The organism is Amycolatopsis australiensis, assembly GCF_900119165.1.
Classification (GTDB): Bacteria; Actinomycetota; Actinomycetes; order Mycobacteriales; family Pseudonocardiaceae; genus Amycolatopsis; species Amycolatopsis australiensis.
This window is the reverse complement of the sequence record NZ_FPJG01000006.1, coordinates 8,555,562-8,568,717: the sequence shown is the minus strand read 5'-3', so window position 1 is coordinate 8,568,717 and position 13,156 is coordinate 8,555,562. Positions and strand designations below refer to the sequence as shown.

12 protein-coding genes are annotated in these 13,156 nt (G+C 71.8%); 9 read left to right on the top strand and 3 right to left on the bottom strand.

All coding sequences use genetic code 11. The features are described 5' to 3' along the window. Nucleotides 1-244: 244 nt before the first annotated feature. From BT341_RS40890 to BT341_RS40875, 4 genes are all read left to right on the top strand, one after another. On the top strand, nt 245-1,303 hold the full coding sequence (locus tag BT341_RS40890) for an ABC transporter substrate-binding protein (protein ID WP_072482455.1): 1,059 nt from the start codon (nt 245-247) through the stop codon (nt 1,301-1,303). Between the two features lie 67 nt (nt 1,304-1,370). Further along, on the top strand, nt 1,371-2,162 hold the full coding sequence (locus tag BT341_RS40885; RefSeq protein ID WP_072481318.1) for an ABC transporter ATP-binding protein: 792 nt from the start codon (nt 1,371-1,373) through the stop codon (nt 2,160-2,162). Next, on the top strand, nt 2,149-3,036 hold the full coding sequence (locus BT341_RS40880; RefSeq protein ID WP_072481317.1) for an ABC transporter permease: 888 nt from the start codon (nt 2,149-2,151) through the stop codon (nt 3,034-3,036). The genes BT341_RS40885 and BT341_RS40880 overlap by 14 nt, the downstream gene beginning before the upstream one ends. A 123-nt stretch (nt 3,037-3,159) precedes the next feature. Then, the gene (locus tag BT341_RS40875) at nt 3,160-4,101 is read left to right on the top strand and encodes an acyl-ACP desaturase (protein ID WP_072481316.1); all 942 of its coding nucleotides are present in this window, start codon (nt 3,160-3,162) and stop codon (nt 4,099-4,101) included. Between the two features lie 73 nt (nt 4,102-4,174). On the opposite strand, the gene BT341_RS40870 is transcribed toward BT341_RS40875, so the two are convergent. Both BT341_RS40870 and BT341_RS40865 read right to left on the bottom strand, forming a co-directional pair. Further along, nucleotides 4,175-5,686, bottom strand: a complete 1,512-nt coding sequence (locus BT341_RS40870; protein WP_072481315.1) for a DEAD/DEAH box helicase — start codon at nt 5,684-5,686, stop codon at nt 4,175-4,177. 183 nt (nt 5,687-5,869) lie between these two features. Continuing rightward, nucleotides 5,870-6,820, bottom strand: a complete 951-nt coding sequence (locus BT341_RS40865; RefSeq protein WP_072481314.1) for a GNAT family N-acetyltransferase — start codon at nt 6,818-6,820, stop codon at nt 5,870-5,872. Between the two features lie 91 nt (nt 6,821-6,911). On the opposite strand from BT341_RS40865, the gene BT341_RS40860 reads away from it, so the two are divergent. Genes BT341_RS40860 through BT341_RS43925 form a run of 5 tightly spaced genes read left to right on the top strand, consistent with a single transcriptional unit; the run spans nt 6,912 to nt 10,623 of the window. Beyond that, complete coding sequence (locus tag BT341_RS40860) at nt 6,912-8,618, top strand: acyl-CoA dehydrogenase family protein (protein ID WP_072481313.1); 1,707 nt, start codon at nt 6,912-6,914, stop codon at nt 8,616-8,618. After that, nucleotides 8,618-9,064 (top strand): nitroreductase family deazaflavin-dependent oxidoreductase, encoded by a 447-nt coding sequence (locus BT341_RS40855; RefSeq protein WP_072481312.1) that lies wholly within the window; start codon nt 8,618-8,620, stop codon nt 9,062-9,064. The genes BT341_RS40860 and BT341_RS40855 overlap by 1 nt, the downstream gene beginning before the upstream one ends. Then, nucleotides 9,061-9,831: a 2-keto-4-pentenoate hydratase gene (locus BT341_RS40850; RefSeq protein WP_072481311.1), complete on the top strand. Its 771-nt coding sequence runs from the start codon at nt 9,061-9,063 to the stop codon at nt 9,829-9,831. The genes BT341_RS40855 and BT341_RS40850 overlap by 4 nt, the downstream gene beginning before the upstream one ends. 29 nt (nt 9,832-9,860) lie before the next feature. Then, on the top strand, nt 9,861-10,475 hold the full coding sequence (locus BT341_RS43930) for a VOC family protein (protein ID WP_177329012.1): 615 nt from the start codon (nt 9,861-9,863) through the stop codon (nt 10,473-10,475). Between the two features lie 4 nt (nt 10,476-10,479). Further along, the gene (locus BT341_RS43925) at nt 10,480-10,623 is read left to right on the top strand and encodes a hypothetical protein (RefSeq protein WP_245805263.1); all 144 of its coding nucleotides are present in this window, start codon (nt 10,480-10,482) and stop codon (nt 10,621-10,623) included. Nucleotides 10,624-10,737: 114 nt separating this feature from the next. Here the strand turns inward: BT341_RS43925 and BT341_RS40835 are convergent, their stop codons facing one another. Beyond that, complete coding sequence (locus BT341_RS40835) at nt 10,738-13,125, bottom strand: Tex family protein (RefSeq protein ID WP_218177821.1); 2,388 nt, start codon at nt 13,123-13,125, stop codon at nt 10,738-10,740. Nucleotides 13,126-13,156: the final 31 nt, after the last annotated feature.

The following is a 13,156-nucleotide window of genomic DNA, read 5'->3' as shown; positions in this document are numbered from 1 at the left end:
GGCAAGGTTGCCGCGCCGCGGGGACGCCGTCCACATACCGGGAACTTCGGACGGACCCTCGCGCCCGGGCGGGTCAGCCAGCATGCTCTGGCGGCACCGAACGCGAGGACAGGCCCCCTGTAAGCGCAGCGGCCACCGATGTCAAGGAATCTCACCGGATTTCCCGGGATGCGGATGGCTATGCGCCTCAGTGGGTGCCCGTGCGAACCTCGCCCCGACACCGACCCCGAAAGGCGACGCCGACGTGCGCACCCACCACAGAACCCGCTTCCTGGCCTCGGCGCTGGCCGCCCTGACCGTCGTGGGCGTGCTCGCGGGCTGTTCCCGCGCGGACAGCAGCGCCGCGCCTGCCGCGAACCAGGGCACCGCCGGGGAGGTGCGGCTGGGGTTCTTCCCGAACGTCACGCACGCGCCCGCGCTGATCGGCGTCAAGAAGGACTTCTTCAAAACCGAGCTGGGCTCGACCAAGCTCACCACCCAGACCTTCAACGCCGGTCCCGACGAGGTCAACGCGCTGCTCGGCGGCTCGCTCGACATCGCCTTCATCGGCTCCGGCCCGGCGATCAACGCCTTCACGAAGTCGAAGGGCAGCATCCAGCTGATCTCCGGCGCCGTCTCGGGCGGCGCGCAGCTGGTCGTCAAGCCGGACATCACCGGCGTCGACCAGCTCAAGGGCAAGACCATCGCGACGCCGCAGCTGGCCAACACCCAGGACGTCGCGCTCAAGAAGTTCCTGGCCGGCAAGCAGCTGACCGACCAGGTCAAGATCACCAACCTGGACAACTCCAAGACGCTCGACGCGTTCAAGAAGGGCGAGCTCGACGGCGGCTGGCTGCCCGAGCCGTGGTCGTCGCGGCTGGTGCTCGACGCCGGCGCGAAGGTCCTGGTCGACGAGAAGACCCTGTGGCCGGGCGGCCGGTTCCCGACCACCGTCGTCATCGTGCGCAGCGAGTTCCTGCAGCAGCACCCGGACACCGTCAAGGCCGTCCTGCGCGGCGAGCTGGCCGCGATCGACTGGGCCAAGGCCAACCCGGCGGACGCGAAGACCGTGGTCAACGGTGCCCTCAAGGAGCTGGCCGGCAGTACGCTCAGCGCGGCGGTCCTCGACCGCGCGTTCTCCGGCATCGAACTGGCCACCGACCCGGTCGCGAAGGAGTTCCCGCAGCTCGCGCAGGACTCCGTGACCGCCGGGGTGGTGAAGTCGGCGGTGGCGCTCAAGGGTTTCGCCGACTTCGGCCCGCTGAACGAAGTGCTCAAGGCCAAGAACCTGCCGGCCGTCGAAGCTCCCGAACTGACCAAGTGAAACCGGGGCGGGGCTCCGCCACCCGGAACCCCCGAACAAAGCGAGTGATCCGGAGAGGCAGCCAGCGATGACCACGACCCTCCCGACCGGCCGGAGCAGCTTCACCGGCGCGACCGCGGTCCGGCTCGACGGCGTCCGCAAGACGTTCGGCCCGGCGGGCCGGGCGGTCGTCGCGCTCGACGGCGTCGACCTCACGGTCGCGCCCGGCGAGTTCGTCTGCCTGCTCGGCGCCTCCGGGTGCGGCAAGAGCACGCTGCTGAACCTGGTCGCGGGGCTGGACGCGCCGTCGGCGGGTGAGATCACGCTGAACACGTCGCGGCCGGCGGTCATGTTCCAGGAAGCCGCGCTGATGCCGTGGCTGACCGCCGCCCGCAACGTCGAGCTGCCGCTGCGGCTGGCCGGCTTCGGGCGCGCCGAGCGCCGCGAGAAGGCCGCCGAGCTGCTGGAGCTGGTCCGGCTCACCGGCGCGGGCGGCAAGCGGCCGCACGAGCTGTCCGGCGGCATGCGCCAGCGGGTCGCGCTGGCCAGGGCGCTGGCGGCGACCCTGCGCGTCGGCGGGGACCCCGAGCAGTCGCTGCTGCTGATGGACGAGCCGTTCGCCGCGCTCGACGCCATCACCCGCGACGTCCTGCAGGGCGAGCTGCTGCGCGTCTACCGCAGCACGGGCACGTCGGTGCTGTTCGTGACCCACGACGTGCGCGAAGCCGTGCGGCTCGGGCAGCGCGTGGTGCTGCTGTCGTCGCGGCCCGGCCGGGTCGTCCGCGAGTGGACGGACGTGCCGCTGGCCGACGCCGAGGAGCTGACCGAGGAAATCACTGCGCACCTGCGTGAGGTGATCAGCACCCATGCCGCAGCTTGACCGGCCGGAGGTCGAGGAGAACCTCGACGCCGTCGGCGCCGGGCTGGACTCGCTCGACGCCCCGGCCGGCGAGCGCCGTCCCGGCTTCTGGAAGCGGTTCGCCTGGGGGTTCCTGCCGCCGGTGCTCGCGCTCGTCCTGCTGATCGTCGTCTGGCAGGTCCTCTGGGCGGCGGCGTTCTGGTCGGAGGCGCAGCTGCCGGCGCCGATCGCGGTGTGGGACGAGTTCTGGAGCCGGGTCGTCTCGGGTGAGGTGTTCGGCTTCGTCTGGACGTCGGTGCACCGCGCCGCGCTCGGGTTCGTCGCCGGGGTGATCATCGGGACACCGCTGGGCCTGGTGGTGGCGAAGGTCCGCGTGGTGCGCGCGGCGATCGGGCCGCTGCTGACGGGGCTGCAGAGCCTGCCGTCGGTGGCGTGGGTGCCGGCGGCGATCCTGTGGTTCGGCATCAACGACGCGGCGATCTACTTCGTCGTCCTGCTCGGCTCGGTGCCGTCGATCGCGAACGGCCTGGTCTCCGGCATCGACCAGATCCCGCCGATCCTGCCCCGGGTGGGTCAGGTGATGGGCGCGAACCGGTTTTCGTCGGCCCGGCACATCCTGCTGCCGGCCGCGCTGCCGGGGTTCCTGGCCGGGCTGAAGCAGGGCTGGGCGTTCTCGTGGCGCTCGCTGATGGCGGCGGAGCTGATCGCGCTGTCCCCGCAGCTGGGCGTCGGGCTCGGCGCGTACCTGAACCAGGGGTCGTCGCTCAACAGCATCGAGACGGTGATCGCGGCGATCTTCCTGATCCTGCTGGTCGGTGTGGGCATCGAGCTGCTGGTGTTCCGCCCGCTGGAGCGCGCGGTCCTGCGGGCGCGCGGGCTGACGTCGTCGCTCTGAAGGGCCCCTGGCCGGTCCCCGGTGACGCCGCTCACGGAACGATGTGGCGCGGGCGTTCGTTGTCGTTACCTACGGACCCGTAAGTTACGGCCGCGTAGGTACCCGACCCGGAAGGACGTGCGCATGACCGTTTCGGAGAGCGCCGCGCTCATGTACGAGCTGGAGGGGACGGTCGAGGAGAACCTCAACCGGCACCTCGCGGCGGCCCAGGAGTGGATGCCGCACGAGTACGTGCCGTGGAGCGAAGGCCGCAACTTCGCCGACCTGGGCGGCGAGGCGTGGGATCCGGAGCAGTCCCGGGTGTCGCCGATCGCCCGGACCGCGCTCGAGGTCAACCTGCTCACCGAGGACAACCTGCCGAGCTACCACCGGGAGATCGAGCGCGCCTTCGGCCGCGACGGCGCCTGGGGAACGTGGGTCCACCGCTGGACGGCGGAGGAGGGCAGGCACGGCATCTGCATCCGCGACTACCTGCTGGTGACGCGCGCGGTCGACCCGGTCGAGCTGGAGCGGATGCGCATGGAGACGATGCAGGCGGGCTACGAAACGGGGGACAAGCCACTGCTGCGGGTGTGCGCGTACGTCTCGTTCCAGGAGCTGGCGACGCGGCTCTCGCACCGCAACACGGGCCGGTACACGCAGGACCCGCTGGCGGAGAAGCTGCTCGCCCGCGTGTCGACCGACGAGAACCTGCACATGGTCTTCTACCGGAACCTGGTGAAGGCGGCGCTGGAGATCGCCCCGGACGCGACGATGCGGGCGATCACCGACGAGGTGCTGGATTTCGCGATGCCGGGCGCGGTGATCCCGAGTTTCGCCCGCAAGGCGGCGCTGATCGCGAAGGCGGGAATCTACGACCTGCGCATCCACCACGACGACGTGGTGATGCCGCTGCTGAAGTACTGGAAGGTGTTCGACCGGACCGGCTTCGGCGAGGTGGGCGAGAAGGCACGCGAAGAGCTGGCCGCGTTCCTGGAGACTCTGGGAGCCCAGGCGGCCCGGTTCGAGGAGCGCCGCGACGCGGCTGCGGCTCGTGCGGCCGCGCGAGGCCTGCCCGCGCTGTGACGACGCCCGCCGGTCGTGAGTGAGAAACAGGATTAGAACCCTGTTTCTCACTCACCTCCGATTTGGAGTGGCCTCAGCGGCCGGTGCGGCGCGATCCTGCGCGGGTTCCGGACGAGAAGGCCGCGGCGCCGCCGCTGCGCCGGTTGCCCGTGGCCGCGGCGGCTCCCGAACGGCCGCTCCCGCCCGTCTTCGCGCCGCCGGCCGGGGCGCCCGATCGCCACGAACCGCCCGAAGCAGCTCCCGACCGGCGCCCGCCGGCCTCCGAAGCACGTGACTGCTGCTGCGCCTGGCCGTTCGCCCGCGCCCGCTGGCCGCCCCGGTTCTCCTTCGGCGCGCCGCCGCGTCGTCCGCGGCCCGCGCCCGGCGCCGCTCCCGTGGCCGAAACCTTCTTCGGGCGGTTGTCCACCGCCGGGGCCTTCGAGAACGTCCGCTCGCCCGGGGCCAGCTCCGCGAGCAGCGGGTGGCCCGGCCCGAGCTGGGTCGTCGTCGGCTTGATGCCCGCCTTGCGGGTCAGGTCGCGCACGTCGCGGACCTGCGCGTCCGTCATCAGCGTCACCACCGTGCCCGACGCCCCCGCGCGCGCCGTGCGGCCCGAGCGGTGCAGGTACGCCTTGTGCTCCACCGGCGGGTCCGCGTGGATGACCAGCCGGACGTCGTCGACGTGGATGCCCCGCGCCGCGATGTCGGTCGCCACCAGCGTGCGGGCCGTGCCCGAGGAGAACGCCTCCAAGTTGCGGGTCCGCGCGTTCTGGCCGAGGTTGCCGTGCAGCTCCACCGCCGGGACGCCCGAAGCCACGAGCTTGCGCGTCAGCGCCTTCGCCCGGCTCTTCGTGCGCGTGAACACCAGCGTCCGGCCCGGCGCCGCGGTCAGGTCGACCAGCACCGGCAGCCGGTGGGTCTCCTCGAGGTGCAGCACGTGGTGCTCCATCGTCGCCACCGGCGACTGCGCCGAGTCGACGCTGTGCAGCACCGGGTCGTCCATGAAGCGCTTGACCAGCACGTCGACGCCGTTGTCCAGGGTCGCCGAGAACAGCAGCCGCTGGCCGCGCGACGGTGTCGCGTCCATGATCCGCCGGACCTCGGGCAGGAAGCCCAGGTCGGCCATGTGGTCGGCCTCGTCGAGCACGGTGATCTCGACGGCGTCGAGCTTCACGTGCCCGGAGCGCATGTGGTCGGCGAGCCGGCCGGGGCACGCCACGACGATGTCGACGCCGTCGCGCAGCCGCGTGATCTGCGGGTTCGCGCTGACGCCGCCGAAGATCGTGGTGGCCTTCAGGCCCAGCGGCTTCGCCAGCGGCAGGATCGACGCCTCGATCTGCGTCGCCAGCTCGCGCGTCGGCGCCAGGATCAGCGCGCGCGGCCGCCCCGGCCGCCGGCGCGTCGGGCCCGCGGCGAGGCGGGCCAGCACGGGCAGCACGAAGCCGTACGTCTTGCCGGAGCCGGTCCGGCCGCGGCCGAGCACGTCGCGCCCGGCGAGGGTGTGCGGCAGGGTCGCCGCCTGGATCGGGAAGGGCGCGGTGACGCCCTGGCCGGCCAGCGCGGCCACGAGTGCGGGCGGCAGGCCGAGTTCAGCGAAAGTCGTCATAAGTGGGTGCGGGCACGCGGGTGCCCTGGTCTCCGTAACCTGAGAAGGGTTGTCCTGCCCGGCGCAGACCGGAGTGCGGCCGCGGCGCGTGGTAGTCGACAACAGCAGCGGCCCGAGGCAGAACTGAGCGGACCGCATGATCAGTGTAGCGGAGACGGCCCCACCGCCTCCCCCTGATGTGTCTCAGACCTCCAACGCCCACCGCACGTACCGCATTCCCGGCCGGAACCCGGCCCGCGCGAAGAGGCCGGACACCCCGGACGGGCTCGCGGAGTCGACGTTCACGCCGGCCCGGTCGTAGCCGTGCTCGGCCGCGGCTCGCAGGGCGTGCGCGACGAGTGAACTCGCGACACCCCGCTGCCGGTACTCCGGCCGCGTCCCGATGACCATGAAGTGCGCGTCCCGGACGCCGGTGGCCGCGGTGTCCGCGTCCCACGACATCGTCACGAGCACGCCCGCCGGCGTGCCGTCCGCGGCCCGGAACAGGAAGCTCACGTCGGGCCGGAACGTCTGGTTGGTGATCCGGTTGCGCCACTGGTCGGCGGGCATCGGCGCCGCGCCCCAGACGTCGCGGTAGGACTCGTTGCGGACCAGCCGGAAGTCCTCGTCGGTCCGCGCCGACCACGGCTCGATCCGCGGCTCGGCCGGACCCGCGACCTCGCCGAGCGGGTGTTCCAGGCGCTGGAAGTACCGCACCGGGACGAAGCCACGGGAGCGGACGAGCTCGGCGAGCCCGGCGACGTGCTCGGCCTTGTGGACGTCGATCGCCAGCCGCTGCTGCGGGTGGTGCAGCGCGTGCAGGAGCTTCGCCGCTTCGATCCCGGCGTCCAGGAGCCGGGCGCCGACGCCGCGGCGCCGATGCGCGGGGTGGACGCCGCCGTCCAGGAAGACCCGGTGGACCTCCGCCGCCGACGGCTTGTACCGGATCTTCATGTAACCGGCCATCGTGTCGCCGTCGAAGGCGGCGAGACTGCCGCGCTCGAGGTCGGCGTAGGGGTCGATCAGCTCCTGGAGCGTGTCCTCGGCGGTGTAGTTCTCCCCGATCCGGTCGAGCGTCTCGACGGCGTTGAGGAGGTCGGCCGACGCCTGGGCGTCCTCGCGGGTCAGCGGCCGCCACGTCAGATCTGCGGGCATGGCGGTGACGGTATTCCCGCGCGGGCGGGTTGTCGCTTGGTTTACCGGGCCGCCCTTTGCTAAGTTACCGGTCGGTAATCGAGGAGGCCCCATGCTGCTGAACCCGCGCGAACACGACCCGGCGCACTTCGACGCGGAGACGCGCCGCCTGCTGCGCGCCACCATCGACTGGTTCGAGCAGCGCGGCAAGGCGAAGCTGACCGAGGACTACCACAACCGCACCTTCTACGCGGACTTCGTCGAGTTCGCGGGCAAGGAAGGCCTGTTCTCGACGTTCCTGACGCCGGCGGCGAACGCCGGCGGGAACCCCGGCAAGCGCTGGGACACCGCACGCATCGCGGCGCTGTCGGAAATCCTCGGGTTCTACGGCCTCAACTACTGGTACCCGTGGCAGGTCACGATCCTCGGCCTCGGCCCGGTGTGGCAGAGCGGCAACGAGGCGGCCCGGCAGCGCGCGGCCGAGGCACTCGACGCGGGCGGCGTCGGCGCGTTCGGACTGTCCGAAAAGGACCACGGCGCCGACATCTACGCCACCGACATGGTGCTGACGAAGGACGGCGACGGCTACCGCGCCACCGGCTCGAAGTACTACATCGGCAACGGCAACTGCGCCCGGACGGTGTCGGTCTTCGGCCGCATCGACGGCGTCGAAGGCCCTGACCAGTACGTCTTCTTCTACGCCGACTCCGAGCACCCGGACTACCACGTCGTCAAGAACGTGGTGCCGTCGCAGATGTACGTCGCCGAGTTCCGGCTCGAGGACTACCCGGTGCGCGCCGAGGACATCCTGCACGTCGGCGCCGAGGCGTTCAGCGCCGCGCTGAACACGGTCAACATCGGCAAGTTCAACCTGTGCTTCGGCGGCATCGGCATGGCGACGCACTCGCTGTACGAAGCCATCACGCACGCGCACAACCGCGTCCTGTACGGAAAGCCGGTCACCGACTTCCCGCACGTGCGCCGGGAGTTCGTCGAGGCGTACGCGCGGCTGGCCGGCATGAAGCTGTTCTCCGACCGGGCCGTCGACTACTTCCGCAGCGCGCACGCCGAAGACCGCCGTTACCTGCTCTACAACCCGATCACCAAGATGAAGGTGACCACCGAGGCGCAGAAGGTGATCGGCCTGGTCGCCGACGTCGTGGCGGCCAAGGGCTTCGAGGCCGACACCTACCTCGCGATGTCGAAGAACGACATCGACGGCCTGCCGAAGCTGGAGGGCACGGTCGCGGTGAACCTCGCGCTGATCGCGAAGTTCATGCCCGCGTACCTGTTCGCGCCGCGGGAGTACCCGCCGGTCCCGACGCGCACGGACGCGGCGGACGACGAGTTCCTCTTCCGCCAGGGCCCGGCGCGCGGGCTGTCGAAGGTCCGGTTCCACGACTGGAAGACCGCCTACGCCGAAGCGGCGCACATCCCGAACGTCGCGTTGTTCACCGAGCAGGCCGGCTACCTGGTCAAGCTGCTCACGGAGGCGGCGCCGGACGAGGCCCAGCAGGCGGACCTCGACTTCGGGCTGGCGCTCACCGAGCTGTTCACGCTGATCGTGTACGGCCAGCTGATCCTGGAGCAGGCCCGGATCACCGGCGTGGACGACGAGGTGGTCGACCAGCTCTTCGCGGTACTGGTCCAGGACTTCAGCGCCGCGGCGGTCGACCTCAACGGCAAGGCGAGTTCGACGGAGGCCCAGCAGGCGATCGCGCTGGCGGCCGTCCGCAAGCCGGTGGTGGACGCGGAGCGCTTCGAGAACGTCTGGGCGCGGGTGCGGGCGCTCTCCGGGGTCTACGCTATGACCCCGTGATGGCCAGGAAGTACCGGCTGGGCGTGACGCGGAAGGCCGTGAACGCCGTCGTGAAGGCGTTGCTGGCGCGCGGGATCCCGGTCGCGGGCGCCACCGGATGGCTGCTGACCACCCGTGGGCGCAAGAGCGGCGCGGACCGGACGACGCCGGTCAACGTCGTCGAGGTGGCCGGCGACCGCTGGCTCGTCTCGCCGTACGGGACGGTCGGCTGGGTGCACAACCTGCGCGCCGGCGCGACCGCCCGGCTGTGGCGCGGCCGGACCCGCGAGACGTGGGAGGTCGAGGAAGCGGACGCCGCCACGGCGGGGCCGGTGTTGCGCGCGTACGTCCGCAAGATCCCGGTGACGGCGCCGTTCTTCGACGCGAAGCTGACGGACCCGCCGGAGGCGTTCGCCGCGGAAGCCGATCGACACCCGGTCTTCCGGTTGGCAAGATCACGGGCGTGAACCGAGAGCGGGCGGCGGAGCTGATCTGGAACGCGTGGCAGTCCGGCGACCGCCTCGACGGCCTTCCCGACGACGCCCGCCCGCGTGACGCGGCGGAAGGCATGGCCGCGCAGGCGGCGCTCGCCGAGCTGGCCGGGCCGGTGTCCGGCTGGAAGATCGCCGCGACCACCGCGTACGCCCGCCAGTACCTCGACGTCCCCGGCCCGCTGCCGGGCGTGCTGTTCGAGCGGTTCCACCACGCCGAGGGCGAGCCGGTGCCCGCCGACACGATGACCATGGGCGTCGCCGAGCCCGAGTTCGCCTTCCGGCTCAAGGCCGACCCCGGGCCGTCACCGTCGCTGACGGCGGTGCTCGACGCGGTCGACACGATGTTCCTGGCGCTGGAGATGCCGGACAGCCGCTACACCGACCACCAGCACGCGGGCGGCCCGCAGCTGCTGGCCGACGTCGCGTGCGCGGGCCGGTTCGTGGCGGGCCGCGCGGTGCCGGGCTGGCGCGACCTCGACCTGCCGCGGCAGGTCGTCGTCCTGCACGCCGACGGCGCGGAGTTTTCGCGCGGCGGCGGCAGCCTGGTCCTCGGCGACCCGCGGCTGGCGCTGCACTGGCTGGCGATGGAGCTGTCCCGCCACGGCCGTTCCCTGCGCCCGGGCGACGTCGTGACGACGGGCACGGCGACCCCGCCGTGCCCGATCCACGCCGGCGGCCACGTGGTCGCCGACTTCGGCCCGCTGGGCAGCGTGGAAGCGCGGTTCGCGGGGGGAGGGTAATTCGGCGGCCGTCGAGCTATGGTCGGCGCGTGGGCGAGCGCGGCAGGCCACGGCACCCGGACCGGCTGACCCCCGCGGAGTGGCGGGTGGTCGACGCGGTCCGCCACGGCCTGACCAACCGCGAAATCGCCCGGCGGCGCGGCATCAGCCAGGACGCCGTCAAGTTCCACGTCGGCAACGCGGTCCGCAAGCTCGGCCTGGCGGGGCGCGCGCAGCTGCGCGCGTGGCGCGGCGCCCCGGCCGGCAGCGCACTCGCCGGCCGGGCGGGTGAGGAGGCAGCGGTGCTGGGACGGATCGGGCAGGTTTCCCGGACGGTCACGGACCTGTCCATGGCCAAGGAGTTCTACGGCGACGTACTGGGCTTGCAGCATCTCTACACGTTCGGCGACCTGGCGTTCTTCGACTGCGACGGCGTCCGCCTGTTCCTGACCGCGGGCGAGCCGGAGGGCGCGGAGTCGGTGCTGTACTTCAAGGTCCCGGACATCGAAGCGGCGTACGACGAGCTGCGCTCCCGCGGCGTCGAATTCCTGGGCGCGCCGCACCTGATTTTCCGGCACGAGTCCGGGATGGAGGAGTGGATGGCGTTCTTCACCGACCCGGACGGTCATCCGACCGCGATCATGGCGCAGGTCCCGCTAGGGTGACGCGGTGACGACGTTCCGTGCCGGGTTCCTGGTGCTCGCGACGGTCGTGGCGGTGCTGGACGCGGGGTTCTGGCTGTTCGCCCGAGCCGAGCACCAGACCACGGCCCGGAGTCCTCGCCGGTGGGCTGGCGGGACGGCAACTGGCTGATCAGCACGGCGGCGGCGGTGGTGCCGGTGGCCCTGTTCGCGGCGGGCCTGGTCACGCTGCGCTGAGCACGAAGGCCGCCTCCGCACCTTCCGGAGGCGGCCTTCGCCGTTGGTCCTACTTGCCGAATCCGGCCCGCCGCAAGGCGTCCGCCATGGCGCCGCCGCCACCGGCATTGCCCCCGCGGTCCCGGCCGCCGCCACCACGCCGGTCCCCGCCGGAAGCGCCGCGACGCTGGCCGCCGCCGCCCTGACCGCGGTCCCGGCCGCCGCCACCGCCGCGTGACGGCGAGGCACCCGGCTCGTCGTCCAGCCGCAGCGTCAGCGAGATCCGCTTCCGCGGCACGTCCACGTCGAGGACCTTCACCTTCACGATGTCGCCCGGCTTCACGACCTCGCGCGGGTCCTTCACGAAGTTCTTCGACAGCGCCGAGACGTGGGCCAGGCCGTCCTGGTGGACGCCCACGTCGATGAACGCGCCGAACGCCGCCACGTTCGTCACCACGCCCTCCAGCCGCATGCCCGGCTTGAGGTCCGAGATCTTGTCCACGCCTTCCGCGAACGTCGCCGTCTTGAACGCCGGGCGTGGGTCGCGGCCCGGTTTGTCCAGCTCCGCCAGGATGTCGGTCACCGTCGGGAGGCCGAACTGCTCGTCGACGAAGTCGTGCGGGCGCAGCGACGACAGCGTCCGCGTGTTGCCGATCAGCGACCGGATGTCCGTGCCCGTCTTCGACAGGATCCGCCGCACCACCGGGTATGCCTCCGGGTGCACCGCCGACGAGTCGAGCGGGTCGTCGCCGTCCGGGATGCGCAGGAAGCCCGCGCACTGCTCGAACGCCTTCGGCCCGAGCCGCGCGACCTCCTTCAGCGCCATCCGGGACCGGAACGGCCCGTTCGTGTCGCGGTGGGCCACGATGTTCTCCGCGAGCCCGGTCGTGATGCCCGAAACGCGCGTCAGCAGCGGCGCCGAAGCCGTGTTGACGTCGACGCCGACCGCGTTCACGCAGTCCTCGACCACCGCGTCCAGCGACCGCGACAGCGACACCTCGGACAGGTCGTGCTGGTACTGCCCGACGCCGATCGACTTGGGGTCGATCTTCACCAGCTCCGCCAGCGGGTCCTGCAGCCGCCGCGCGATCGAGACCGCGCCGCGCAGCGAGACGTCCATGTTCGGCAGCTCCTGCGAAGCGAACGCCGACGCCGAGTACACCGAAGCGCCCGCCTCGGACACGACGGCCTTCGTCAGCTTCAGCTCCGGGTGCTTCTTGATCAGTTCGATGGCGAGCTTGTCCGTCTCGCGCGACGCCGTCCCGTTGCCGATCGAGATCAGCTCGACCTTGTGCCGCGCGCACAGCGCCGCCAGCTCGGCGATCGACTGGTCCCACTTGTTCGCCGGCTGGTGCGGGTAGATGACGTGCGTGTCGACGACCTTGCCGGTCGCGTCCACGACCGCCACCTTGACGCCGGTGCGGAAGCCCGGGTCGAGGCCCATCGTGGCGCGGGTGCCGGCGGGCGCGGCGAGGAGCAGGTCGCGCAGGTTGGCCGCGAACACGCGCACGGCGTCGTCCTCGGCCGCCTGGCGCAGCCGCATCCGCAGGTCGATGCCCAGGTGCAGGAGGATCTTGGTGCGCCAGGCCCAGCGGACGGTGTCGCCGAGCCACTTGTCCGCCGGGCGCCCTTGCTGGGTGATGCCGAACTTCGTGGCGATGCGCTGCTCGTAGTCGGTCGGCCCGGCCTGCGGCTCGTCCGTGGGCTCCGAAGGCGCCATCGTCAGGTCGAGGATCTCCTCCTTCTCACCGCGCAGCATCGCCAGGATGCGGTGCGAGGGGAGCTTGGTGTAGGGCTCGGAGAAGTCGAAGTAGTCGGAGAACTTCGCGCCTTCCTCCTCCTTGCCCGCGCGGACCTTGGCGACCAGGTGGCCCTGGCTCCACATCTTCTCGCGCAGCTCGCCGATCAGGTCGGCGTCTTCGGCGAAGCGTTCGACGAGGATCGCGCGGGCGCCGTCGAGGGCCGCCTGCGCGTCCGCGACGCCCTTGGCCGCGTCGACGAACACCGCGGCCGCGGCCTGCGGGTCCGTCGTCGGGTCGTTGAGCAGGCCGTCGGCCAGCGGCTCCAGGCCCGCTTCGCGGGCGATCTGCGCCTTCGTGCGGCGCTTCGGCTTGTAGGGGAGGTAGATGTCCTCCAGGCGCGACTTCGTGTCGGCCGCCATGATCCGGGCTTCGAGGGCGTCGTCGAGCTTGCCCTGGCTGCGGATCGACTCGAGGACGGCCTCCCGCCGCTCGTCGAGCTCCCGCAGGTAGCGCAGCCGCTCCTCGAGCGTGCGCAGCTGCGCGTCGTCGAGCATGCCGGTGACTTCCTTGCGGTACCGCGCGATGAACGGCACGGTCGATCCGCCGTCGAGCAGCTCGACGGCGGCCTTGACCTGGCCTTCGCGCACGCCCAGTTCTTCGGCGATCTTCTGCTCGACCGACACGCTCACTCCAACACGCTCCTGCTTCGCCTGCATCCGATCGTCCCATTCTGCCGTTCCCGCCACC

Bases quoted from the DNA above. Each gene is read 5' to 3' on its own strand.
- BT341_RS40885 (WP_072481318.1), top strand. From the start codon at position 1,371: ATGACCACGACCCTCCCGACCGGCCGGAGCAGCTTCACCGGCGCGACC.
- BT341_RS40880 (WP_072481317.1), top strand. From the start codon at position 2,149: ATGCCGCAGCTTGACCGGCCGGAGGTCGAGGAGAACCTCGACGCCGTC.
- BT341_RS40875 (WP_072481316.1), top strand. From the start codon at position 3,160: ATGACCGTTTCGGAGAGCGCCGCGCTCATGTACGAGCTGGAGGGGACG.
- BT341_RS40870 (WP_072481315.1), bottom strand. From the start codon at position 5,686: ATGACGACTTTCGCTGAACTCGGCCTGCCGCCCGCACTCGTGGCCGCG.
- BT341_RS40865 (WP_072481314.1), bottom strand. From the start codon at position 6,820: ATGCCCGCAGATCTGACGTGGCGGCCGCTGACCCGCGAGGACGCCCAG.
- BT341_RS40860 (WP_072481313.1), top strand. From the start codon at position 6,912: ATGCTGCTGAACCCGCGCGAACACGACCCGGCGCACTTCGACGCGGAG.
- BT341_RS40855 (WP_072481312.1), top strand. From the start codon at position 8,618: ATGGCCAGGAAGTACCGGCTGGGCGTGACGCGGAAGGCCGTGAACGCC.
- BT341_RS40835 (WP_218177821.1), bottom strand. From the start codon at position 13,125: ATGCAGGCGAAGCAGGAGCGTGTTGGAGTGAGCGTGTCGGTCGAGCAG.